At 63.9% G+C, this 22,523-nt stretch carries 17 protein-coding genes and 1 pseudogene; 5 read left to right on the top strand and 13 right to left on the bottom strand.

All coding sequences use genetic code 11. The features are described 5' to 3' along the window. The first annotated feature begins 34 nt into the window (after positions 1–34). The 3 genes from mutY to JAB6_RS24930 are packed head-to-tail and all read left to right on the top strand — an operon-like array spanning position 35 to position 3,560. Positions 35–1,159, top strand: a complete 1,125-nt coding sequence (mutY, locus tag JAB6_RS24940; RefSeq protein WP_070305549.1) for an A/G-specific adenine glycosylase — start codon at positions 35–37, stop codon at positions 1,157–1,159. Next, a complete protein-coding gene (locus tag JAB6_RS24935; RefSeq protein ID WP_070305305.1) occupies positions 1,159–2,949 on the top strand; it encodes a sensor histidine kinase in 1,791 nt (596 codons plus the stop codon). Before mutY ends, JAB6_RS24935 begins: the two co-directional genes overlap by 1 nt. Further along, on the top strand, positions 2,946–3,560 hold the full coding sequence (locus JAB6_RS24930; RefSeq protein WP_070305303.1) for a response regulator transcription factor: 615 nt from the start codon (positions 2,946–2,948) through the stop codon (positions 3,558–3,560). The genes JAB6_RS24935 and JAB6_RS24930 overlap by 4 nt, the downstream gene beginning before the upstream one ends. 53 nt (positions 3,561–3,613) lie before the next feature. On the opposite strand, the gene JAB6_RS24925 is transcribed toward JAB6_RS24930, so the two are convergent. The 10 genes and pseudogenes from JAB6_RS24925 to pilM form a co-directional block, all read right to left on the bottom strand. Continuing rightward, positions 3,614–6,820: a molybdopterin dinucleotide binding domain-containing protein gene (locus JAB6_RS24925; RefSeq protein WP_070305301.1), complete on the bottom strand. Its 3,207-nt coding sequence runs from the start codon at positions 6,818–6,820 to the stop codon at positions 3,614–3,616. Between the two features lie 10 nt (positions 6,821–6,830). Beyond that, a complete protein-coding gene (nrfD, locus tag JAB6_RS24920) occupies positions 6,831–7,937 on the bottom strand; it encodes an NrfD/PsrC family molybdoenzyme membrane anchor subunit (RefSeq protein WP_070305299.1) in 1,107 nt (368 codons plus the stop codon). A gap of 3 nt (positions 7,938–7,940) precedes the next feature. Further along, positions 7,941–8,651, bottom strand: coding sequence for a sulfate reduction electron transfer complex DsrMKJOP subunit DsrO (dsrO, locus tag JAB6_RS24915; protein ID WP_051991383.1), 711 nt, complete (start codon positions 8,649–8,651; stop codon positions 7,941–7,943). A gap of 204 nt (positions 8,652–8,855) precedes the next feature. Then, positions 8,856–9,992 (bottom strand): deoxyguanosinetriphosphate triphosphohydrolase, encoded by a 1,137-nt coding sequence (locus JAB6_RS24910; protein WP_070305297.1) that lies wholly within the window; start codon positions 9,990–9,992, stop codon positions 8,856–8,858. 1 nt (position 9,993) lies between these two features. Then, complete coding sequence (gene aroKB, locus JAB6_RS24905) at positions 9,994–11,640, bottom strand: bifunctional shikimate kinase/3-dehydroquinate synthase AroKB (protein WP_083292986.1); 1,647 nt, start codon at positions 11,638–11,640, stop codon at positions 9,994–9,996. Positions 11,641–11,652: 12 nt separating this feature from the next. After that, positions 11,653–13,887, bottom strand: a complete 2,235-nt coding sequence (locus tag JAB6_RS24900) for an Ig-like domain-containing protein (protein WP_254671798.1) — start codon at positions 13,885–13,887, stop codon at positions 11,653–11,655. 55 nt (positions 13,888–13,942) lie between these two features. After that, positions 13,943–15,274, bottom strand: a pseudogene (locus JAB6_RS24895) (type IV pilus secretin PilQ); the annotation flags it as partial. An 86-nt stretch (positions 15,275–15,360) separates the two neighbouring features. After that, positions 15,361–16,398: a pilus assembly protein PilP gene (locus tag JAB6_RS24890; protein ID WP_070305291.1), complete on the bottom strand. Its 1,038-nt coding sequence runs from the start codon at positions 16,396–16,398 to the stop codon at positions 15,361–15,363. A 15-nt stretch (positions 16,399–16,413) separates the two neighbouring features. Then, positions 16,414–16,974, bottom strand: a complete 561-nt coding sequence (locus JAB6_RS24885; RefSeq protein WP_070305289.1) for a PilN domain-containing protein — start codon at positions 16,972–16,974, stop codon at positions 16,414–16,416. After that, positions 16,971–17,603: a pilus assembly protein PilM gene (gene pilM, locus JAB6_RS24880; RefSeq protein WP_070305287.1), complete on the bottom strand. Its 633-nt coding sequence runs from the start codon at positions 17,601–17,603 to the stop codon at positions 16,971–16,973. The genes JAB6_RS24885 and pilM overlap by 4 nt, the downstream gene beginning before the upstream one ends. 381 nt (positions 17,604–17,984) lie before the next feature. Here pilM and JAB6_RS24875 point away from each other — a divergent pair, with 381 nt between their 5' ends. Then, positions 17,985–20,252, top strand: a complete 2,268-nt coding sequence (locus tag JAB6_RS24875; RefSeq protein ID WP_235194261.1) for a penicillin-binding protein 1A — start codon at positions 17,985–17,987, stop codon at positions 20,250–20,252. 66 nt (positions 20,253–20,318) lie between these two features. Here JAB6_RS24875 and cyaY read toward each other — a convergent pair whose 3' ends face one another. Further along, the gene (gene cyaY, locus JAB6_RS24870; RefSeq protein ID WP_035824041.1) at positions 20,319–20,648 is read right to left on the bottom strand and encodes an iron donor protein CyaY; all 330 of its coding nucleotides are present in this window, start codon (positions 20,646–20,648) and stop codon (positions 20,319–20,321) included. A gap of 40 nt (positions 20,649–20,688) precedes the next feature. Here cyaY and JAB6_RS24865 point away from each other — a divergent pair, with 40 nt between their 5' ends. Beyond that, positions 20,689–20,871 (top strand): lipoprotein, encoded by a 183-nt coding sequence (locus JAB6_RS24865; RefSeq protein ID WP_034753244.1) that lies wholly within the window; start codon positions 20,689–20,691, stop codon positions 20,869–20,871. Here the strand turns inward: JAB6_RS24865 and JAB6_RS24860 are convergent. Together JAB6_RS24860 and msrP are read right to left on the bottom strand one after the other, a co-directional pair. Then, entirely contained in the window at positions 20,868–21,521 is a 654-nt protein-coding gene (locus JAB6_RS24860) for a sulfite oxidase heme-binding subunit YedZ (RefSeq protein ID WP_070305285.1), read from the bottom strand. The two genes, JAB6_RS24865 and JAB6_RS24860, sit on opposite strands and share 4 nt — an antisense overlap. Positions 21,522–21,530: 9 nt before the next feature. Continuing rightward, complete coding sequence (msrP, locus tag JAB6_RS24855) at positions 21,531–22,508, bottom strand: protein-methionine-sulfoxide reductase catalytic subunit MsrP (protein ID WP_034753241.1); 978 nt, start codon at positions 22,506–22,508, stop codon at positions 21,531–21,533. Positions 22,509–22,523: the final 15 nt, after the last annotated feature.

Here is a 22,523-nt window from a genome sequence, read left to right as displayed (position 1 = left end):
ACGTTTGCTGCATCCGCTCTCGCCCGCCACGGGCATGGCACCTTTTGAAGATTATGTCGACCCGACTTTTTCCGCCACCGTCATCGCCTGGCAAAAGCAGCATGGCCGCCACGCGCTGCCCTGGCAAAACACGCGTGATGCCTACCTGATCTGGCTGTCCGAAATCATGCTGCAGCAAACGCAGGTCACCGCCGTCCTCGGCTACTACGCGCGCTTCCTCGAACGCTTCCCCACCTTGCGCGACCTCGCTAGCGCGCCTGTCGAAGACGTGATGGCGCAGTGGAGCGGCCTTGGCTACTACACGCGGGCGCGCAACCTGCACAAGTGCGCGCAGCGCGTGGTGGTCGAATACGACGGCGTGTTCCCCAGCGACCCGGCCCTGCTGGCCGACCTGCCCGGCATCGGCCGCTCGACGGCCGCCGCCATCTCCGCGTTTTCCAGCGGCACGCGCGCGGCCATCATGGATGGCAACGTCAAGCGCGTGTTCGCGCGCACGTTTGGCATCGACGCCTATCCCGGCGAAAAGCGGGTCGAGGAAGCCATGTGGCGCCGCGCCGAAGCGCTGCTGCCAGAGACAGGCATCGAGGCCTACACACAGGGCCTGATGGACTTCGGCGCCACCCTGTGCACGCGCAGCAGCCCCGATTGCGGCCGCTGCCCGCTGCAGCCGCGCTGCGTGGCCTACGCCACCCATCGGGTTAAAGACTTACCGGTGCGCAAACCGAAGAAAACCAGTCCGGAAAAACACGCCGTCATGCTCGTCATCATCGACGATGGCCAGGTGCTGCTGGAACAGCGTCCCGGCTCGGGCATCTGGGGCGGCTTGCTGTCCCTGCCCGAACTCGATGGCCACGTGCTGGCCGGCGAGGACTGTCCGCGCGACATCGACCAGGATGCGCTGGCGCGCGCCGTGGCGCCGTTCGGCGAAATCGAATCGCAGGAACGGCTGCTGCCCATCGTCCACGTCTTCACCCACTACAAGCTGCACATCGTCCCCTGCCGTATCACCCTGGCGCGCCGTCTGGCGCTGGCAGGAGAAGCGACGCACGTCTGGTACGACGGCGCGAAAATCGCCGATGCGCCGCTGCCCGCACCGATCAAGAAACTGCTGCTGGACCTGTTCGGCGATGCGCGTTCGGCGCAGCGCAGCATGTTTTAGTGCGCAGGCTTGCCGTACTGGCGCTGGCGATCCTGTTCTCGCCAGCCCATGCCGATACGGCGCTGCCGGAGGTACGCATCGGTGTCCTGGCCTACAAGGGCGGCGACGCCGTGCAGCAGGACTGGTCGTACGTGACGCGCCACCTGCAGGCCAGTATTCCCGGCATCCGTTTCATCCTGGCCGACTACGACCAGGCGGGCCTGACGCGCGCCGTGCAGTCGCAAGCGATCGCCTTCGCCATCACCAGCAGCGGCCATTACGTGGCGCTCGAACACAGCGACGGCGCCAGCCGCATCGCCACCCTGGAATCGCCATGGACGGACTCGCCGCGCCAGGCCATCGGTTCGGCCATCGTCGTGCGCAGCGCGTCGCCCTTGCATGACTTGGCCGATCTGGCGGGCAAGAACGTGATGGCCGTGGCGCCCGATGCCTTTGGCGGCTACCAGATCGCCGCGCGCGAACTGCGCGAAGCGGGCATCGATCCCACACACGATTTTGCCAGCCTGCGCTACAGCGGCTTTCCCTCGCAGCAGATCGTCGACGCCGTGCGGTCCGGTCGCATGGATGCGGGCATCGTGCGCACCTGCCTGCTCGAACAGATGGTGGCGCGCGGCGAAGTGCGCGCCGAGGAACTGCGCGTGATCACGACGCGCCCGATACCCGGCTTTCGCTGCGTCAGCTCGTCGCGGCTGTATCCGGACTGGCCCTTCGTGGCCCTGCGCCAGACGCCGCCCGCGCTGGCAAAAAAAGTGGCGCAAGCCCTGCTGGCCATGCCGCGCACCAGCGAAGGCTACAGCTGGACGGTGCCCAGCGATTACCAGATCGTCGATGAACTGTTCCGCGACTTGCACATCGGTCCCTACGCCTATCTGGACAAGCTGACCTTCGAGACGGCGCTGCGCCGCTACTGGGGCTGGATGCTGCTGGTGCTGGCCCTGCTCGTGGCCTGGGCCGTGCACACGGTGCGCGTGGAATACCTGGTCAGCCGGCGCACGGAGCAATTGCGCGCGGCCCAGCACCAGCAGCGCGCGCTGGAAGAACAGGCGCGCCAGCGCCAGGCCACGCTCGACCACACGGCGCGCCTGGCGATATTGGGCGAAATGGCCAGCGCCATCGCGCACGAATTGAACCAGCCGCTGGCGGCCATCGGCAATTTCGCGCGCGGCATGGCGCGCCGCATCACGGCCGGCCGGCTCGACGCGGCGCCCCTGCTCGACGGCGCGCAGGAGATCGCCACGCAAAGCGAACGCGCCGGCGCCATCATCCGTCACATCCGCGCGATGGCGCAAAAACGTCCCGCGCACAGCACGGCTTTCGCCCTGGCCGGCGCCGTCGAGCAAGCCGTGGCACTGTTCCGCGCCGCCCATCCGCACGCCCGTATCAGCTGGACCCACGACGGCAGCAATCTTGACGCGCACGTGCTGGCCGACCCGCAGCAAGTGCAGCAGGTGCTGCTCAATTTATTGAAAAATGCGCTCGATGCGCAGGTGGAAAACGGCAATCCGCAGCATCCAATCGGCGTGCTGCTGCACCGTGAAAATGGCGCCTGCACGGTAGCCGTGCGCGACGCGGGATGCGGCCTGCCAGCAGCGCAGATGGCGCGATTGTTCGAACCGTTCTTTACCACCAAGGCCGAAGGACTGGGCCTGGGCATGTCGCTCAGCAAAAGCATCATCGAATCGTTCGGCGGCAGCCTGTCGGCGCACGCCAACGCTGATGCGCCAGGCTTGACGGTCTGGTTCCGCCTGCCCGAAGATAGCCATATGGACGCAAATAAGGAAACACCATGAATGAAAGCGACGCCATCATCTTTGTCGTCGACGACGATGCCGCCATGCGCCGCTCGCTGGCCTATCTGTTCGATTCGGCCGGCTGGAAAGTGGCAACGTTCGAATCGGCGCGCGATTTCCTGCAGCGCTACGCGGGCCATGCGCCCGGCTGCTTGCTGCTCGACGTGCGCATGCCTTTGATGAGCGGGTTGGAATTGCAGCAGGAACTATCACGCCACGCGATTGCGCTACCCGTGATTTTCCTCAGCGGCCACGGCGACCTGGCCATGGCCGTGCAGACGATGAAGGCAGGCGCCTGCGATTTTCTGGAAAAGCCATGCAAGGACCAGGTGCTACTGGACGCCGTCTCGCGCGCCGTGGCCCGCAGCGTGGAAGAAAGCCGCAGCGCCGCCAGCACAAATACGGCACAGGCAGCATTGGCGACATTGACGGCACGCGAACGCGAAGTGGCGCTGCTGATGGCCGAAGGCAAAGCATCGAAAGTCATCGCCCGCGAACTGGGCATCAGCGACAAGACGGTGCAGGTGCACCGCCATAACACGATGGGAAAACTGGGCCTGCATTCAGCAGCCGAGGTGGCCCGGCTGCTGATGGCGGGTGGGGCGATTTAGGCTGTCTGTCGGATTACGCTACGCTAATCCGACCTACCAACTAGTGGACAAATCTAAGTCCGCACGATACGCGCCGGCAGTCCCTGCCGCACCGACGTGCCCGAGACGGGATCGACAAACACGTTCTTGTCGCCGCGGCTCGGATCCGTCAAGCCCAGGTCGTTCAAGTTGATGCCCGCGCCGATGGCCGCTTCGTCGGGCTGGCGCGACTTGCCGATGCGGTGGGCGCGCGCACCGTGCTCCTTGTGGCCGAAACCGTGTTCGATGGCGATCACGCCGCGCTGCACGCCGTGGCGCAGCATCACCGTCGCCCTGGCCTTGCCACCCGGCGTTTCCAGGTAAATCACGTCGCCATTTTTCAGCTTCAAGCGGGCCGCATCGTCGGGGTGCACGGCGACGGGGTTGTCCGGATGGATGCCGCGCAAGCGCCGCGCGCCGATGCTGTACGAATTTTGCAGCGCCGATTTAAAGCTGATCAGTTCGAACGGCCATTCGCTGGCCGGATAGGTTTTACGTACGGGCGTGCCGTCGGCAAACGCCGCCACTCTCCACGCGGGCGTGCCGGGGAAACGCTTGCCGCTCAAGCTGTTCTTGCTCACGCCCAGGCCCTCGTTGTACAGCATCATCGGTTTCAGGTAACGGTGCGTGGACCAGTCCTGCGGATACGGCGTCTCGTCGATCACGGGTGCAGGTAACACTGGCACCTTGCCATTCGCGGGTGGCAGGCGCAGGCCGAACATCTCGCCATAGCTCTGGTAGCGCCCTCCCCGCGCCAGCATGAAGGCCACCTTGCGCCACTCTTCCGGCTTCAGGGTGCGCTCCAGCTCGGGACGGATGCGCACCACGCCGGACAGGTCGATATCGTCGTCGCTCGCGTCAGGCACGGACGTTTTTCCTTGCCAGGCGATGTTGGCGCCGCCGCGCAGATACCAGTCCTCCGCCCGCTGCAGGGGGAGGCGCTGGCCATCCATGTCTTGCAAGGCGTCCGGGCCGAAGCCGGGCAAGGCCATCGTTTTTGCCAGCGCGATGAAGAACGATTCCATGCAGATGGTCTGGCCGTCCGGCGTCTTTTGCACGCGCGGTTCGACCACGGGCCAGCGCGCCGTACTCATTTTGACGGGCATGCCGCCCCAGGCGCCGGCCCAGCCCCAGCTTTCATACAGCAAGGTATCGGGCAGCAGGTAATCGGCAAAGGCCGAGCTTTCATTGATGAAGGGGTCGATGGCGACGATCAGGGGAATCTTCTTCGGATCGGCCAGCTCCTTGCCGATCTGCGCGCGCAAGCCCGTGATGCCGTAGACGGGATTGCAGCTCCACAGTATCAGCGCCTTCAAAGTATAGGGGTAGCCGTTCATGGCGCTGGTGAGCCATTCGGTGGCCAGCGCGGGCGCGTTCGGATACCACGGCGCCCTGGCCGGATACGCCTTGCCCGCTTCTTTCTTCAGCTTGAATTCCGAGGTTTTTTCATACGGCACATTGCGCCCGATCGGCATGCCGGCCGCCTTGATCTCGCCGTCAAAACTCTCGAGGTTATAGCGCGGACCGGGTCCCGCATCCTTGAAGCTGCCGCCATTGACGAGGGTGCCGCCCTTGCGGTTCAAATTGCCGATCAGGGTATTGAGCATGACCAGCGCATAGGCGTTATAGAAACCGGCGCCCGACATCATGCCGCCGTGCGCATTGACGGCCGCGCGCTTGCCGTGGCTGGTCAGTTCCTGCGCCAGGCCTTCGATGATGTCGCGCCCGATGCCGCAGGCAGCCGCGTAGTCATCCATGCTGTGGCGCTGCGCTTCCTCGTTGAGCATCGTCATCGCCGTCTTCAGGTGCAGCGGCGCGCCGGCCACGTCCAGCGGGCCGTCGAAGAACAGGCGCGCCTCGCCCTTGGCCGTGCTGTGCGGCACGACGGCCTGCGTGGCGGCGTCGATCACGCAGAAGGCGTCGCCATCCTTGTAGCGCTCTTCTTCCGGCAACTCCACCGCGCCGATGTCCGACGCGCGCAGGTAGCGGCCGTCGCGCGCGTGGCCCTTCTCGTTGATGATCAGATGCGTGGCGTTGCACCAGGCGGCCTCGCCCGCCGCTTCCGCCACCTTCAGGTTCGGCTGCACGAGGAAGTTGCGGTCATAGCGTTCGTGCTCGATGATCCAGCGGATCATGGCCATGGCCAGCGCGCCATCCGTGCCCGGCTTGATCGGCACCCAGCGGCTGCGGTCGCCCGCGGCCAGGCTGTCCGCATTCGTCAGCACGGGGTCGACGACGACGTAGCTGAATTCACGCTTGCCGGAACGGGCCTTGGCGATCAGGGTGCCCTGGCGCTTGAACGGATTGCCCGCATTGCCCGGCGCCGTACCGACGAAAATGCAGAACTCCGTGTTTTCCAAGTCCACTTTCGCATGCGGCATTTTCTTCATGTCGCCGAACATGGCACCCGAGCCGCTGCGGTAGGCGCCGCCGCAATACGAGCCGTGGTTGACCAGGTTTAAGCTGCCGTACGACTGCTTGAAAAAGCGCGTGCCGAACGCCAGACGGCCATCGTCTGTGCTGCACATCAGGCCCACCTGATTGACTTGCGGGCCCAGTTCCGGCTGCGCCGGATCGATCGGCTTTTCCAGCTCGCGCAAGGCGCGCAAGCCCTGTACGTGGCCTTCGCCAAACAGGTCGCCGCCTTCCGTCACTTCCTTGACCAGTTGATCGAAAGCGATCGGTTCCCACTGGCCGCCGCCCCGCGGGCCCACGCGCTTCATGGGCGCCAGCACGCGGAACGGCGACTCCATCTGTTCCAGCACGCCGTTGCCCCGGCCGCAAGCCGTCGAGCGGCCTTTCAAGCCCTTTTCCTGGAAGCGCGACAGCGACACGAAGCTGTCGCGGATCGACGCTTGATATGGCAGCGCCGGATCGGCCGACAGGGGGCTGTACGGATTACCGGCCACGCGCAAGACCTTGCCGCTTTTTTTATCGAGGCGCACGCGCACGCCGCAAAACGTGGTGCAGCCCATGCACATGGTGTAGCTGACCTGCTGGTCCGGATTGACGGTCAGCTTGCCTGTGGCCGTGTCGACGGAAAACTCGGGCTGCAGGGAATTGCCGTGCAGTTTCTGCACAGGTTTATCTTTGCCCAGCGCGTGGTCGACCATGCGGCCGGCCGTGGTGGAAAAGCTGGCGGCAAACGCGGCCAGGCCACCGCCGATGGCGCCATAGCGCAGCAGCTTGCGGCGCTTTTCATTCTCGTCTTCAGAGACGTCGTCGTGTGTGTGTTCGTTCATTTCTAGCTCCTCAGTGCGTGGCCATGGCGGGACGATTGCGCAGCATGCGTCCGGCCCATGGCAAAAATTCCAGCATCAGCAACAGCAGCGCGATCCACAGGCCGGCCGTGCCGATAATCCCCATCAAGCCATCATTCCCCATCGGCAGGTGGTAGTCATACAGGCCGGCGCCCGTTTTCGGGATCGTCTGGCCGCCGATGAAAATCGTCCAGCGCATCATCCAGGCGCTATGCAGCGCGATCAGGCCGTTGACCAGGCCACTCGTGGCCGGGCGCCAGATGGCCAGCGCCATCGGCACAATGGAGGACAGCACGGCCCAGACAGCCGTGAACTGCCATTGCGGCATGCCCGCCACCTGGGTGAACGCCATGCTGTGGCTGGCGCTCACGCCAGAGAGACTCACGAACAGCCAGCCGCCGCCCAGGGCCAGCACCAGCGCCAGCGACAGGGCCAGCGCGCGGTTCAGCGATACTTCCAGCGCCTGCTCGCGGCCCGGTAGGAAGCGGTTGAACAGCAGCGCCAGGCCCACCGCGCCAACAAAGGCCGTGGCCGCAAATTGCGCCGGCAGGAAGGGCGTGAACCACAGGGGACGGGCACGCACCACCATCACTTCCATGCCCGTGTACAGGCCCACCACGAAGGCTGCCAGCAAGGTGCAAGTGGCAGCGATGCGGATGGCGCGCAGGGAAGCGGCGCCACCGCGCCCCAGCAGGCGATAGGCAAAGGCAAGTCGGTCATGTCCCTGCCCTCGCGTGGCAAAATCCACGCGCAGCGCCAGCCACGCGTACAGCATCAGGCAACCCAGATACAGGGGAATAAAGAACGAGCCCCACGACATCCACGATTGCGGCTGGAAGTAGATATAGAAATGGTAGAAGCGGCCCGGCCCGTGCAGGTCGGCCAGCAGCGCCACGGGCGCCGTCATGCCGCACACGAGGGACGCCAGCAGCGCGATACGCCCCAGGCGTTCATACGCCTTGCGGCCGAAGACGAAGTACGGCAAGGTCAGCATGAAGCTGCCGTAACTGAGGCCGATGAGGAAAAAATACTGCACCGCCCACGGCAGCCATGCCGCTTCGCGCGTGACGTTGACAATTTCGGTGATGTGGCTGTCCATGGTTTATTTCCCGTGTTTGCTCGGTTGCCAAAGAGTCGCTTCGCCCTCGACGTGGCCGGCGAAGCGCGTGTCCAGTCCCAGGTAGAACACATGGGGCTGGGTGCCCTGCTCGGGTTTCAGTACCTTCACCTTGTTCTCGGTGAGCAGCTGGTGCACCAGGCTTTCCGGGTCATTGAGGTCGCCAAAGATGCGCGCGCCGCCCACGCAGGTTTCCACGCAGGCCGGCAGCAAGCCTTCGTCGACGCGGTGCGCGCAGAACGTGCATTTGTCGGCCTTGCCCGTTTCGTGGTTGATGAAGCGCGCGTCGTACGGACACGCTTGCACGCAGTAGGCGCAGCCCACGCAGCGGTCGCCATCGACGACGACGACGCCATCCTTGCGCTGGAAGGTGGCGCCCACGGGACAGACGGGAATGCAGGGGGGATTGGCGCAGTGGTTGCACAGGCGCGGCAGCATGTAGGTACCGCAACGGTTCTCTTCCTTGACTTCATAGGTGGAGACGACGGTGCGGAAGCTGTTTTCCGGTACGGCGTTTTCCATGATGCAGGAGACCGTGCAAGCCTGGCAGCCGATGCACTTCTGCACATCGACCACCATCGCCCAGCGCTGGCCGCCTTCGCCCTTCGTGGCCGCCTTGCTTGGCAGCGGCGCGATGGCCGCCCCGATGGTTACGGCTGGCAAGGCGCGCAAGAAACTGCGGCGCGATTCAATCATGACACTCTCCTTGACTATGGGCGGCAAGCCCTTGTTGACTTGCTGCCATGATAGAAAAGAAGGTGCTGCGGGGGTATTGGGGTGATAGTGCGGGGACCTAGTTGATCATGCCAATTGACAGAGGATGTCGGATGGGTGTACGCGCTTATAACCCAACGGCAAATGCTGGGGTCAGACCCGGCGGGTCTGACCCCAAAATGACGGTTACAACTCGTCGAGCGAATACAGCCTGCGATGCTCGCGGATCGCATAGCGGTCCGTCATGCCGGCGATGTAGTCGGCGATCTTGCGCGCCTGCTGCGTGACGTCGCCATCCTTGAGCTGGTAGTCGGGCGGCAGCAGGGCCGGTTCGGCCATGAAGCTGTCGTACAGTTCGCGCACGATGCGGCTGGCCTTTACGCGCATGCGGTTGACCTGGTAGTGGCGATACAGGTTCGCCCGTAAAAAGCGTTTCAGGTCCGTCGCGTCCTTGCGCATGGCGTCCGAAAAACGGATCAGCGGGGCACTCGCGCGCACTTCGTTCACATCACGCGGCGCGGCATCGGCAATCAGGCCGGTCGAGGTGACGATCAGGTCGTCGGCCAGGGCCGTGATCAGGCGGCGCAGGGTTTCATAGATGGCGCGCCGGCCCGACAGGCCGGGGAACGCCTGCTGCACGTCGCGCCACAGGCGGCCGAAGAATTCCACCTCTTCCAGCTGGGCGATGGTGATCAGGCCGGAACGCAGGCCGTCGTCGATATCGTGGCTGTTGTAGGCGATTTCATCGGCCAGGTTGGTCAGCTGCGCTTCCAGGGTCGGTTGCGTGCGGTCGATGAAGCGCTGCGCCACGGGACCCAGTTCGCGCGCATGCGTCAGCGAGCAGTGTTTCAGGATGCCTTCGCGCGTCTCGAACATCAGGTTCAAGCCATCGAAGGCGCCGTAGTGCTCTTCCAGCGTGTCGACCACGCGCAGGCTTTGCAGGTTGTGCTCGAAGCCGCCATGCTCCTGCATGCATTCATTGAGCACGTCCTGGCCCACGTGGCCGAACGGCGTGTGGCCCAGGTCATGCGCGAGAGCGATGGCTTCCACCAGGTCTTCATTGAGGCGCAGGTTGCGCGCGATCGAGCGCCCGACCTGCGCCACTTCCAGGCTGTGCGTCAGGCGCGTGCGGAACAGGTCTCCCTCGTGGTTGAGGAAGACCTGCGTCTTGTATTCGAGGCGGCGGAAGGCCGAGGAATGGATGATGCGGTCGCGGTCGCGCTGGAACTGGCTGCGCGAGGCGTGCGGCGCCTCGGCAAAACGACGTCCCTGCCCCTGTGCCGAATGGGCTGCATAGGGAGCGAGGAAGTCTTCGGGCAGCATGTTATTGCACTCCGGCGGCCAGGGTGGCCAGCACCAGCTCATGCGGCGCGGACGTGATGTTCGGGCTGCCCAACGGTTGCAAGAGGATGAACTTGATGGCGCCGCCCTCGTTCTTCTTGTCCACTTCCATCAGTTCCAGCCAGCGCGCCACGCCGAGGTCCGGCGCTTTCACGGGCAGGCCGGCGGCGGCAACCAGCGCGCGCACGCGATCGACGGCAGCCTGGTCGATATAGCCCATGCGGCACGACAGGTCGGCCGCCATGACCATGCCGCAGCCGACGGCTTCGCCGTGCAGCCAGTGGCCGTAACCGAGGCCGGCCTCGATGGCGTGGCCGAAGGTATGGCCAAAGTTCAGGATGGCGCGCAAGCCGCCTTCGCGTTCGTCCTGGCGCACCACGTCGGCCTTGATTTCGCACGAGCGGGCGATCGCGTAGGCCAAGGCGCCCTTGTCGCGCGCCATCAGCTTGGCCATGTTCGCCTCGATCCAGTCGAAAAACGCGGCGTCGATGATGGCGCCATGCTTGATCACTTCGGCCAGGCCCGCCGACAGCTCGCGCGCCGGCAGGGTTTCCAGGGTCGAGGTATCGGCGATCACGGCGCGCGGCTGGTAGAAGGCGCCGATCATGTTCTTGCCCAGCGGGTGGTTGATGCCCGTCTTGCCGCCGACGGAGGAATCAACCTGCGCCAGCAGGGTGGTAGGCACCTGCACGAAGCCGATGCCGCGCATGTAGCTCGCTGCCGCATAGCCGGTCAGGTCGCCGATCACGCCGCCGCCCAGCGCCACCAGGGTGGTCTTGCGGTCGCATTTGTTGGCCAGCAGCGCGTCGAAGATCTGCATCAGGCTGGCCCAGTTTTTGTATTCTTCGCCGTCCGGCAGGACGATGCTGATCACTTCGCGGCCATCGCTGGCCAGCGCCGCCTGCAGGCGGCCCAGGTACAGCGGCGCGACGGTGGTATTGGTGACGATGGCCACCTTGTGGCCGCTGATATGGCGCAGCAGCGCGTCGGCGTCGGCCAGCAGGCCAGGACCGATGGCGATCGGATAACTGCGTTCGTCGAGGTCTACGCTCAACAACATTTTGGATTGCTCGTTCATCGAAGGCTCTGCATGAATGACGCAGTTGGGCGAGGCCTCGCATTCGAGGCTGGCCAGCTGCATCAGGATGGTCTGAACCATCGATTGTACGTTAGGACGGCCCGTGTCGATCACAATGTCGGCCACTTCCATGTAATGGGGCTCGCGCTGCGCCGTCAATTCTTCGAGCTTGCGGCGCGGGTCGGCCGTCTGCAGCAGGGGACGGTTCTTGTCGTGGCTGGTGCGCGCGAGGATGTTGCTGACGCTGGCGCGCAGGTAGACGACCGTGCCCCGCTCCTTCAGGTAGGCGCGGCTGTCGGCGTTGAGGATGGCCCCGCCGCCCGTGGCCATGACGATACCTTGCTGGGCGCTCAGGTCGCGGATGACCTCGGCCTCGCGCCGGCGAAAGCTGGCCTCGCCCTCGATTTCAAAGATCCACGGGATGGTCGCTCCCGTGCGTGCTTCGATTTCGTGGTCGGAATCGACAAAGCGCAAGCCCAGCTTGCGGGCCAGGATGCGCCCGATCGTGGTTTTGCCTGCGCCCATGAGGCCTACTAAAAACAGATTTTGCATGTGCTGCGACAGTTAATTTGGATTACGACAATCAGTGGCTTGCCCATACGGACTAATTACGCCTGGCGGTGAAATATCCACGCGGTTAAAGTCCGTGGCCAGCCCCGGAAGCAAAGTGTAACCGACATAAGTTGCCTCCGTCCCGGAACTATTGCCGCGAATCGTCAATTCGACGTCCAGCCAGTGGGCCCTGTCACGCGGATAAGTCAGGGTGACGAGCGCCGTTCCCGAGCTGTCGGTCTTGCCGCCGGTCGACAGATTGAGCGGAATGCCCGGGTCCAGACGGCCATTCAGATTGAGGTCGTTATTCGGATTGAAGGTGCCGCTGCGGTCCCGGTCTTCATTGTCGCACTTCAACGCGGCTGCCACCACCCACGACTGGGCAGCCTGGGAGTATTGCAGATAACCCTTGTAATAATAGCGTGGCCAGGCGGCTGCCGTGATGATCACGTCCGGCACGGGGTTGCCGGCGGCGTCCGTCACAAACACGCTATACGTCTTGCGGTAGGTGCTGCTGTCGGAGGCGTCCAGCGCGTTGCCGCTGCCGGCGCTGATGAACAGCGATTTTTTCGTCACCGTCAGCTTGACCGTGGCCGCATTGCTCGACACACCCTGCAGTTGCGCTTTGACAACGACGCCATCGACACCGGTGGTGCCCTGCCCCGCGATGTAGCTGACCGTGGCCACGCCATCGCTGTCGGTGGCAACCAGCGAAGGCGAGCTCAGGGAACCATTGCTGGCATCGGTCTGGATCGAGAAGCTCACCTGTGCATTCTTGACCAGGTTGTTTTCCGCCGTGCCATCGCGCACGATGGCGCGCAAGGCGCTGCGCTGCGCCGTGCTGCCGGCCGTATTGGCGCCGATGACCGCCGGGTCGGCTTGCAGGCTGATCATGGCCTGGGCCGTCAGTGGCGCAACGAACTCCACTTCCGACTGTACCGAGGCGCCGCTGTCTTCGTACTTCGCCGTGAGGGCGGTCAGGCCGGCGCCGCTGGCCTGTACGTAGGCGATGGCATTGCCGCCCACCAGCGCCAGCGGCGCCTGCAATGGCGTGCCGCAGGCCGCGTCCTGGTAGATGGCGCCGCGCGACGTGCTGAAACGCACATTGCCCGTTTGTGGCACGCCAGCCACATCGCTATGCACCGTCACCGCATAGCAGGTGTTCGTGTTCAGGGTGGTCAAGGCAACATTGCCACCCGACACGGCATTGATCGTGAAGTTCGAAGCATTGATTGCAATTGGCAAGACGACGCTGTCACCCTGCGCCTTGACGCTGATGCTGTCGCTGCTGCCCGCCTGGGCGTTGTAGCTCAACACCAGCTGGCCATTGTTGTCCGTCAGCGCGGGACTGGCGCCGCCGCCCTTGACCGTGATGGCATTGCTGCGGGCGCTGAAGGTCACCGGTTTGCCAACGAGGGGATTGCCGCTCGAATCGACCAGCTTGACCACCATGTCGGTGCTCGTCTTCAGGTTCACCGTTGAAAAGGCACTGATGACCAGCCGGGTGCCGCTGACGCCGATGTCCGTGCTGGCCGTCTGCGCGCCTGCGCTGGCCATGACCTTGATCGTGCGCAAGCTGGCGTCGCCCCCCGTATTCAGGCTGACCAGCGCCTGTCCCTGCGCATTGGTATTGACCTTTGTCGCACCCAGCGCGCCCGAATCGGCACTGAATGTCACGCTGGCATTGGGCACGACGGCATTGTTGGCGTCTTTGACAAAGGCGATCATGTTGACGGCGGTACCGCCCGACGACGCCAGGGTGCCGCCGGAAGAGGTCAGCAGCAAGCTGGCAATACCCGAGGTGACGGGCACCACTTTTACCACCACGGGGGCCGACTCGACGCCGCCGCTGCTGGCCTTGATGGTAATGTCGCGCAAGCCCGCATCGCCCTTCACGCTGAGTTTTTCCGTCACCGTGCCATTGGCATCTGTCACGCGGTTGGTGTTGCTGATGGTGCCGGAACTGGCGGTGAAGGTCACCGTCTGGCCAGTCATGGCATTATTGCCGGGATTTTTCACCACTGCCGTCAGCACGACTTCCGTCCCGTCCGCGCCCGATGCCACAATCGTTGTTGCGCCAGCCACCAGTACCACGCTGCCGACACCGGCATTCGCGCCATCCTTGACACCCAGGGTCGGATCGCCGCCACCGCCGCCACATGCGGCCAGCAAGGCGCCCAGCGCCAGCAAGACCAGCCAATTCGATACCCGACTCCAATAAGTGTTGCCCCAAGATACATTCCGCATAGTCGCCATCAGTCCGCTTTCGTTTGCATTGTTACTTAAACGTAAAGATGTGACATTAACGTGTTGCTGGCCGATCTGCCACTATTTTCGGCGTAATAAACACCATTAGTTCCGTTTTTTCTTGACTGCGGCCCGTGCTGCGGAAAAAAACACCGAGCACGGGGATGTCGCCAAGAATCGGCACCTTGCTGTCCGTGCCCCGTTCGGATTGCTGATAAATACCGCCCAGCACCACCGTGCCGCCATCTTCCACCATCACTTGCGTGCGCACGTGCTTGGTGTCGATAGCGAAGCCGGAACGGGTTTCCTGGCCCACGCTATCCTTGTTGACGTCCACTTCCAGCACCACGTTGCCATCCGGCGTGATCTGTGGCGTCACTTCCAGGCGCAAATTCGCCTTGCGGAACGTGATCGACGTGGCGCCGCTGCTGGTGGCCACCTGGTAGGGCAGCTCGATGCCCTGCTCGATCAGCGCCAGCACCTTGTCGGCCGTCACCACGCGGGGGCTGGAAATGATCTTGCCCCGGCCGTCCGCTTCCAGCGCGGACAATTCCAGGTTCAGGAAGCGGTTGGCGGCCGCTGAAAACAGGCTCAGGGCGAAGCTGGCCGGCTGCAAGCCATTGATGCTGGCGGCCGGCAAGTTGACGAATTGCGTGTTCGGCACGAAAGCGCCGCTGCCGGCCACGGTTTGCCCCGTCGCCTCGCCCACGCCCTGGTAGCTGCCGCCGATGGCCGCGCGGCGCCCGCTGCCGCCCAGGGAAAAGCCTGGCAGCTGGCCTGCCGCCAGGCGCTGGTCTGTAAAACCCAGGCGCGCGCCCAGGTTGCGGCTGAAACTGTCGTTCGCCTCGACGATGCGCGCCTCGATCATTACTTGGCGCGTTGGAATATCCGTCTTGGCGATCAGCTGGCGGATCTGTTCCAGGCGCGCCGGCACGTCGGTGACGAACAGCTGATTCGTGCGCGGCTCGATCAGCACGCTGCCACGGCGCGACAGCAGCCGGCTGCGCCCTTCCCCCGCGTCCAGGCCGAACACGGTGCGGAACGCTTCGGCCTTCTGGTAATTGAGCTGGAAGATGGCTGACTGCAACGGTTCAAGTTCCGCGATCTGCGCGCGCTGTTCCAGTTCCAGCTTTTCGCGCGCAAGGATTTCCTCGCGCGGCGCGATCCACAGCACGTTGCCGTTGCGCCGCATGTCCAGGCCCTTGGCCTGCAGCAGCACGTCGAGCGCTTGGTCCCACGGCAAGTCGCGCAGGCGCACGGTCACATTGCCCGCCACGCTGTCGCTGGCGATGATGTTTTGCCCCGACGCATCGGCCAGGATGTGCAGGGCCGCGCGCACGCCCACGTTCTGGAAATCGACGGAGATTTTGTCACCCGCATACAGGCGCGGCGCCGACACCTGCACCACGGCTTCCTGGGCAAGGCCGCCGCCATGCAGGCACAGCATCACGGCCAGGAGCATGCGATGCGGCCTCATGGCGCCGCCTCGGGCAGGCTGGCCTTCGGAGCAGCCCCTGCCACCTGCAAGGCCAGGCTGCCGCGCCGCTCGCGCCACCCGCCTCCCCCGTCCTGCAGCAGCTCCTTGTATTGCAGCGCCTGTTCACTGATTTGCGTGACCTGGCCGTGGTCCGGTCCCAGATATTGGCCCACCGCCACCCGGTACACGCGCTGGCCCGCCAGCAGCAGCGCGCTCAGGCGCCCGTCCTGTTGCACGCTGCCGACCATGCTGATGGCCGGCAAGGCCACGCTTTCCAGCGGCTCGCGCATCCGCCGCGGGTCGGGCCCCGCCACGCCGCCCTGCTGACCGGACACGGACACCGGCGGCAAGGCGTTAAAAGGGTCGGCCAGGGCGGCGGCCTCGTAGGGATGCGGCGCGACAGCGGCAAGCGGACGCCAAGTTGGTGTCACTGCGGGCACGCCCGCCTTGGGTGCCAATACCGCTTGCGCCGCCAGCTCCCCCGCTTCGGGCAAGCGATACGCCTGCAGCACGGCATCGAGGGTCAGCAAGCGGTCCTTGCCGAGGGTCAGGGCCAGCGCATGCACGGTAACGATGCGCGGCAGGCGCGCCAGGTCCGCCAGCAGCGCGCCCATGGCGTGGTAGCCGCCGCGCAACTGTATGGCGATCGGTAAGGCGACATACGGCGCTTGCGGCCGCGCAGCACCGGGCTTGAACAGCGAAAATTGCAGACCGCGCGACTGGCCTGCGGCGTTAATGTCCGTCAACAGCGCCGCCATCGCTTGCTGATCCGGCAATTGCTGTTCCAGCAGGGCCAGTTCGGCGCCGGCCTGACGCTGCTCTGCACGCCACTGCGGCAACTGGCTCGTCCTGGCCTGCGCCGCCAGATAATCGGCGCGCAAGCGGCCCTCCTCGCCTTGCGCCACCTGCACGGCGGCCATCAGTCCAGCCAGCCACACGGTGTGCAACAGCGCGGCCACCAGCGCACCGGCCAGGGCGGCGCAAGCGAGGCGCGCCGGTAGCGGCCACAGCGACGCGGTCTTCAAGCTCAGCATGATCAACCTCCACGACTAAGATTGCCCAGCGGGTGCCAAAGCCAGCCGTATCGTCCATTCCACCGCGCCATCGGCCGCGCCGCGCACTTCCAGCACTTCCGGGCGGGACCAGGGCGCGGCCTGCTCCAGCGCCAACAGCAATGCCGCGACCTTGTCCTGCGACACGGCCTGCCCTTGCAGGCGCACCATCGCCGTTTCCTGGCGCACACTGTGCAAGGCCACGCCAGCCGGCATCGCCTGGGCCAGGGCCGCCAGCATGCGCACCCAGGCATTGCGCTGCTCTTGCAGACTGGCAATGGCCTGCTGGCGCAGCAGCAGCGCCACCGTCTCGCCCTGCACCCGCTTGCCTGCGGCGAGGACGGCATGGACTTGCTGCATGCGATGGCGCCAACCGTCCTGCCGGCGCAGCTGCGCGTCGAGCTGCTGCTGCAGCCAGGCGCCCGCCGCCAGGGCCAGCAGCAATCCCAGCATCGCCCCGCCGGCCAGTTGCCACAGCAGCCACTGAATGCGCTTGCGGCGTGCCGCCTGGCGATATGGCAAAAGGTTGATACACGGCACTTTCGCCACGGTCTTCATCGGGCGTACCGGTGCATGGCCAGGCCCCAGGCCAACTGGTACGCCACGCCGCCGTCGGACAAGGCTTGCCAGCCGCCCTGTGCGAGCGCCGCCTGCAAGGCCAGCGCCTCGCTATCCATGATGACCGGCGTCAACCCGGCCGCCTTGGCCGCATCGAGACGGTGCTGCACGCTGGCGCGCCGCGCCGCCACCAGCAGCACGTCGATCTCGCTGCCTGCCTGGCCGGCAAGCGGCGGCGCGGGGCCGAGCATGACAAAATCCAGGCTGGCGTCTTCCAGCGGAAACGGCATGTATTGCGCCGCTTCCAGTTCCACGAGGATTTCCAGCTGCTCCTCCGGCAATCCGGCAGGCAGGCGGATCGCATGCGTGATCAGGGCCGTGGCCGGCATGGCCAGCGCCACGCGGGTGCAGCCGCTGCCACTGTCGCGATAAGCCTGGCGCACGGCATCGGCCAGGCCCTGCAGATCTTCGATATTGCCTTCAAACATCACTCCTGCGGCCAGCGCAGAACTGCCGTAATGGCGGCACGACAGTTTCCCCCGCCGGCGCCTCAACTCGACCACGCGCACGGCATCGTCCGCCATGTCGACACCCAGCAAGCCGGTGCCAAGAAAACTGCTGATGGACATGTTTTTCATAGAGAAAAGTCAGCGTGGAAGGAGGTCCTGCCACCCGAAAGCCTAGTCCCGGCAGCGCTGGCTTGTAAATGGATTTCACGCTGGTCTCTGCGGTGCGCGGCGCCTATCTGGCAGGGCCGTGATCTGGCGCAGGATAATTGTTACCAAATCCTGGTTGCCAGCGGGCCAATACACGCTTATATAGAGTATCGGCAAGTTTCGACTGTCTCCCCCGGCAAGCGCCACAGCGCGCTGCCACCCCGGCAAGCTCGCTTATAATTGACCGGCATAAATTTACTGAAAGACATGACACGCATGACATCTTCAAAATCCGCTGGCAACGCTGGCTCGAAACCGCCCCAGAAGGGCAGCAAACCCAAACGCTTTTTGCTGATGGCCCTGGTATCGTTCCTGGGCCTGGGCGTCGTCGGCGTGCTGCTGGTGGTATTCGGCCTGGCCATGGCGTATCCGAACCTGCCCGCGCTCGATACCCTGACCGATTACAAGCCGAAAATGCCGCTGCGGATTTTCACCTCCGACAGCGTGCTGATCGGCGAGTTCGGCGAAGAGCGGCGCAACATGGTGCACATCAAGGATATTCCCGATGTCATGAAGAAAGCCGTGCTGGCCATCGAAGATGACCGCTTCTATGAACATGGCGGCGTCGATTACCTGGGCATCACGCGCGCGGCCCTGCACAACCTGACGGGCGGCGCCAAGCAAGGCGCCTCGACCATCACGCAGCAGGTGGCACGCAATTTCTTCCTGTCCAGCGAACAGACCTTGAAACGCAAGGCGTATGAAGTCTTGCTGGCCTGGAAGATCGAGAAAAACCTCAGCAAGGACCAGATCCTGGAAGTGTATATGAACCAGATTTATCTGGGACAGCGCGCCTACGGCTTCGCCTCGGCCGCGCAAATCTATTTCGGCAAGAATATCCAGGACCTGACCGTGGCCGAAGCGGCCATGCTGGCCGGCTTGCCGAAGGCGCCGTCGGCCTACAACCCCGTCGTCAATCCGAAACGCGCGCGCATGCGCCAGCAATACATCCTGCAGCGCATGGCGCAGCTGGGCTACATCACGCCAGAGCAATACACGGAAGCCAAGAATGAAGAGCTGAAAGTGAAAACCGACAGCAGCGCCTTTGGCGTGCACGCGGAATACGTGTCGGAAATGGCGCGCCAGCTCGTCTACGAACAATTCAAGGAAGACACGTATACGCGCGGCCTGAACGTCTACACCACCATTACCAAGGCCGACCAGGACGCCGCCTACATCGCCTTGCGCAAGGGCGTGATGGATTACGAGAAACGCCACGGCTACCGCGGTCCGGAAGCCTATATCGAGATTCCGAAAACCAAGGCCGAAGCCGATGACGCGATCGAGACGGAACTGGCCGACCACCCGGACAGCGACGACATCATCGCCGCCATGGTGCTGCAGGCCTCGCCAAAATCGCTGCAGGCCGTCACCTCGGCCGGCGAGGAAATCACCATTACCGGCCCCGGCCTGACCTTCGGCGCGGCCTGGCTGTCGGAAAAAGCGGCGCCGAACCGCCGCATCAAGCGCGGCGCCGTGATCCGCGTCATGCAAGAAGGCAACGCCTGGGTCTTGACGCAGATGCCGGAAGTGCAATCGGCGTTCGTCTCGGCCAGCACCACCGACGGCGCCATCCGCGCCATGGTGGGCGGCTTCGATTACAACCGCAACAAGTTCAACCACGTCACGCAGGCGTGGCGTCAGCCCGGCTCGGCCTTCAAGCCCTTCATCTATTCCGCTTCGCTGGAGCGGGGCCTGTCGCCGGCCACCATCATCAACGATGCGCCGATCTCGTTCGACGCGGGCCAGACGGGCGGCCAGGCATGGGAACCGAAGAACTACGACAGCAAATACGATGGCCCGATGACCATGCGCAAGGGCTTGATGAAATCGAAAAACATGATTTCCATCCGCATCCTGCACAAGATCGGCGCCAAGTATGGCCAGGAATACGCGACGCGCTTCGGCTTTGACGCGGACAAGAACCCGCCATACCTGACCCTGGCCCTGGGCGCCGGCAACGTGACGCCGCTGCAGATGGCGGGCGCCTATGCCGTGTTCGCCAATGGCGGCTACAAGGTCAACCCCTACCTGATCGCCAAGGTCACCGATAGCGATGGCAATGTGTTGTCGCAAGCCAAGCCGGACCTCGCGGGCGAGGAAGCCAACCGGGTCATCGACGAGCGCAATGCCTTCATGATGAACAGCATGCTCAACGACGTCGTGCGCTTCGGCACGGCCAATAAAGCCATGGCATTGAAGCGCCCCGACCTGGCCGGCAAGACGGGCACGACCAACGATTCCATCGATGCGTGGTTCGCCGGCTACCAGGCCAAGCTGGTCGGTATCGCGTGGATCGGCTACGACCAGCCGCGCAACCTGGGCAACCGTGAAACGGGCGGCGGCCTGGCCTTGCCGATCTGGATCAGCTACATGGCGAAAGCTCTGAAAAGCATTCCCGTCGAGGAACGCGCCGTGCCGGAAGGCCTGATCCACGTGGGCGACGAGTACTACTATGCGGAAAATCCACCGGGCACGGGCGTAGGCAGCCTGGAAGGCGCGGCGCGCGGCACGCCGGAGGAAGAGAAAGCGAAAGAAGCCGTGAAGAACGAGTTGTTTTAAACGGTAATCATGCAAAAAGGGCAGCCTGCAAAGGCTGCCCTTTTTTTATTGCCACGGCAGTCAGAATTACTTCAGGACCACCGGCGCGCCCGCCTGCTCGCTGGCCATGGCCGACAGGGCCGCGAACAGTTCGGAGCCGTCGCGCGTGTTGATCCACTCGTCGCCCACGCGCTTATAGTGGAAACCGCCGGAACGGGCGGCCACCCACATTTCGCGCATGGGGGCCTGGCTGTTGACGATGATTTTCGTGCCGTTGTCGATGAACTCGATTTCCAGCACATTGCCGCTGCGGCTGCATTCGACGTCGAGCACGTCTTCATCGTTCAGCCGGTCCAGCGCCGCCTCGATCTGGGTCAGGGTGGCTTCGGCCAGGGCCAGGAATTCCGATTCGCTCATGCTACACTCCAAAGATCTTAATCAAACCGTGATTCTAATCGTGAAGTCATCCTCAGCGTTTTATATCGGCACCGCCATTGTGGTTTCTAGCGTCCTGGCCGGCTGCGGCCAGACCGGCCCCCTGTACCTGCCCAAGCCACCCGCGGCCAAAGGCGCGCCAGCCAAAGGCCCCGTCGAACCGGCGCCCGTGCCGCCGCCACCGGTGATCGTGCCGGCAACCTAAGCCGAGCGTGCCGGGGTGGCAGCCTTGGCCGCCCTGGCGCTTTTCTCCCGCTTGCTCCAGGCGAAATAAACGCGGATTACCAGCAATAGCGCGACGATGCTGCCGAACAGGATCGGTTGCGCGAAATTATTCTTGCCCGCCTTCATCCACCAGAAGTGCAAGATGCCCAGCGGCGCGATGATGTAGATCAGCCGGTGCAGCCACTGCCAGCGCTTGCCACCCAGTCGCTTCACCATGCCGTTCGTGCTCGTCACGGCCAGCGGAATGAGCAGCACGAAAGCGATAAAGCCTACCGTGATGAACGGGCGCTTGAGCACGTCCTTCCACATTTCCTGCACATCGAAAAAGTGATCGAACCATAAAAACGTGGTGAAGTGCAGCGCCGCGTAGAAAAAGGCGAACAGGCCCAGCATGCGCCGCAGCTTGATCAGCCAATTCCACTGCGTGAAGCGGCGCAAGGGCGTCACCGCCAGGCTGATGCACAGGAAATACAGGGTCCAGTCGCCCGTGCCGCGCGTGATGAATTCCAGCGGCTCCACCAGCTGCCCCGTGTACGTCAGCCAGACCATGCGTGCAAACGGCAGCAGCGCCAGCAAAAAGATCAGGCTTTTCAGCAGCGACAACTGCTTGGCTGTGGGATTGAGGGCCATGGTCTTTCCTTAAAAGAACTTCTTCAGATCCATGCCCGCGTACAGGGAAGCGACATCGTTGTAACCGTTGAACATCAATGTCTTGCGCTTGCGCGCGAGAAAACCGTCTTCGCCGATGCGCCGCTCGGAAGCTTGCGACCAGCGCGGATGATCGACGTTCGGATTCACGTTCGAGTAAAAACCGTATTCGGACGGCGCCGACAGGTTCCAGGACGTGCGCGGCTGTTCCTTGACGAAGCGGATCTTGACGATGGATTTGGCTGATTTGAAACCATATTTCCACGGCAAGACCATGCGCACGGGCGCACCGTTCTGGTTCGGCAAGGTTTCGCCATACATGCCCAAGGTCAGCAGCGCCAGCGGATGGTTCGCTTCATCGATGCGCAAGCCTTCCGTATACGGCCACTGCAGCACGCGGCTGCCCACGCCCGGCATCTGTTTCTTGTCGGCCAGGGTGATGAATTCCACGTACTTGGCATTGCCCGTCGGCTCGACCTTCTTGATGATTTCCGAGAAGGAGTAACCGACCCAAGGGATGACCATCGACCAGCCTTCCACGCAGCGCAGCCGGTAGACGCGCTCTTCCAGCGGCGCCAGCTTCAGCAGCGCGTCGAGGTCCAGGGTCATCGGCTTCTTGACTTCGCCTTCGATGCTGACCGTCCACGGCCGCGTGCGCAGGGTGCCCGCGTTTTGCGCCGGATCGCTCTTGTCCGTGCCGAATTCGTAGAAATTGTTGTAGCTGGTGGCATCTTTATAGGCCGTCTGCTTGTCCAGCGCCGAATAGGCGGGATTGAGCTTGGCAGCCAGCTTGGGATTGGTGCCTTGCGCGAACGCTTCGCGGCTGGCCATTTCCAGCAAGGCCGCGCTGGACACGGAGCCCAGCGCCACTTGCTTGATGAAGCTGCGGCGCGATTCGAATACGGCGCGCGGCGTGATTTCGGAAGAATACGGCAACTCAATGCCGTTGGGACTGCGCTTGATCAACATGGCGGCTCCGGAAAA

The organism is Janthinobacterium sp. HH104 (assembly GCF_001758715.1).
Classification (GTDB): domain Bacteria; phylum Pseudomonadota; class Gammaproteobacteria; order Burkholderiales; family Burkholderiaceae_D; genus Janthinobacterium; species Janthinobacterium aestuarii.
Note: the sequence above shows the minus strand (reverse complement) of the source record. Positions and strands in the feature narration are given on the sequence as shown.

Bases quoted from the DNA above. Each gene is read 5' to 3' on its own strand.
- mutY (WP_070305549.1), top strand. From the start codon at position 35: ATGGCACCTTTTGAAGATTATGTCGACCCGACTTTTTCCGCCACCGTC.
- JAB6_RS24930 (WP_070305303.1), top strand. From the start codon at position 2,946: ATGAATGAAAGCGACGCCATCATCTTTGTCGTCGACGACGATGCCGCC.
- JAB6_RS24925 (WP_070305301.1), bottom strand. From the start codon at position 6,820: ATGAACGAACACACACACGACGACGTCTCTGAAGACGAGAATGAAAAG.
- nrfD (WP_070305299.1), bottom strand. From the start codon at position 7,937: ATGGACAGCCACATCACCGAAATTGTCAACGTCACGCGCGAAGCGGCA.
- dsrO (WP_051991383.1), bottom strand. From the start codon at position 8,651: ATGATTGAATCGCGCCGCAGTTTCTTGCGCGCCTTGCCAGCCGTAACC.
- JAB6_RS24910 (WP_070305297.1), bottom strand. From the start codon at position 9,992: ATGCTGCCCGAAGACTTCCTCGCTCCCTATGCAGCCCATTCGGCACAG.
- aroKB (WP_083292986.1), bottom strand. From the start codon at position 11,640: ATGCAAAATCTGTTTTTAGTAGGCCTCATGGGCGCAGGCAAAACCACG.
- JAB6_RS24900 (WP_254671798.1), bottom strand. From the start codon at position 13,887: ATGCGGAATGTATCTTGGGGCAACACTTATTGGAGTCGGGTATCGAAT.
- JAB6_RS24890 (WP_070305291.1), bottom strand. From the start codon at position 16,398: ATGCTGAGCTTGAAGACCGCGTCGCTGTGGCCGCTACCGGCGCGCCTC.
- JAB6_RS24885 (WP_070305289.1), bottom strand. From the start codon at position 16,974: ATGAAGACCGTGGCGAAAGTGCCGTGTATCAACCTTTTGCCATATCGC.
- pilM (WP_070305287.1), bottom strand. From the start codon at position 17,603: ATGTCCATCAGCAGTTTTCTTGGCACCGGCTTGCTGGGTGTCGACATG.
- JAB6_RS24875 (WP_235194261.1), top strand. From the start codon at position 17,985: ATGGCCCTGGTATCGTTCCTGGGCCTGGGCGTCGTCGGCGTGCTGCTG.
- cyaY (WP_035824041.1), bottom strand. From the start codon at position 20,648: ATGAGCGAATCGGAATTCCTGGCCCTGGCCGAAGCCACCCTGACCCAG.
- JAB6_RS24860 (WP_070305285.1), bottom strand. From the start codon at position 21,521: ATGGCCCTCAATCCCACAGCCAAGCAGTTGTCGCTGCTGAAAAGCCTG.
- msrP (WP_034753241.1), bottom strand. From the start codon at position 22,508: ATGTTGATCAAGCGCAGTCCCAACGGCATTGAGTTGCCGTATTCTTCC.